This is a genomic window from Streptomyces flaveolus, assembly GCF_000716535.1.
Lineage (GTDB): Bacteria > Actinomycetota > Actinomycetes > Streptomycetales > Streptomycetaceae > Streptomyces > Streptomyces flaveolus_A.
In genome coordinates this window covers 1-286 of the sequence record NZ_JNWV01000186.1, presented here as the reverse complement: position 1 = coordinate 286, position 286 = coordinate 1, and the positions used below count along the sequence as shown (strand labels likewise).

1 protein-coding gene is annotated in these 286 nt (G+C 66.4%); it reads right to left on the bottom strand.

Annotation, left to right across the window (positions count from 1 at the left end; all coding sequences use genetic code 11):
- Nucleotides 1–286 (bottom strand): cbb3-type cytochrome c oxidase subunit I (locus tag OO52_RS45780; RefSeq protein ID WP_037671795.1); only part of this gene is annotated, 286 nt, incomplete at both ends.

Here is a 286-nt window from a genome sequence, read left to right as displayed (position 1 = left end):
TGAGCGGACCGCGTCCGACAGCGGGGAGTAGGCGAACCAGCCGAAGTCGGCCGCGCCCTGCGGGGTGAGGAAGCCGCCCACCGCGATGAGCGAGCCGAATAGGTACAGCCAGTAGGCGAACATGTTCAGCCGGGGGAACGCCACGTCGGGCGCGCCGATCTGCAGCGGCATGATCCAGTTCGCGAAGCCGGCGAACAGCGGCGTCGCGAACATCAGCAGCATGATCGTGCCGTGCATCGTGAACGCCTGGTTGAACTGCTCGTTCGACATGATCTGCAGGCCCGGC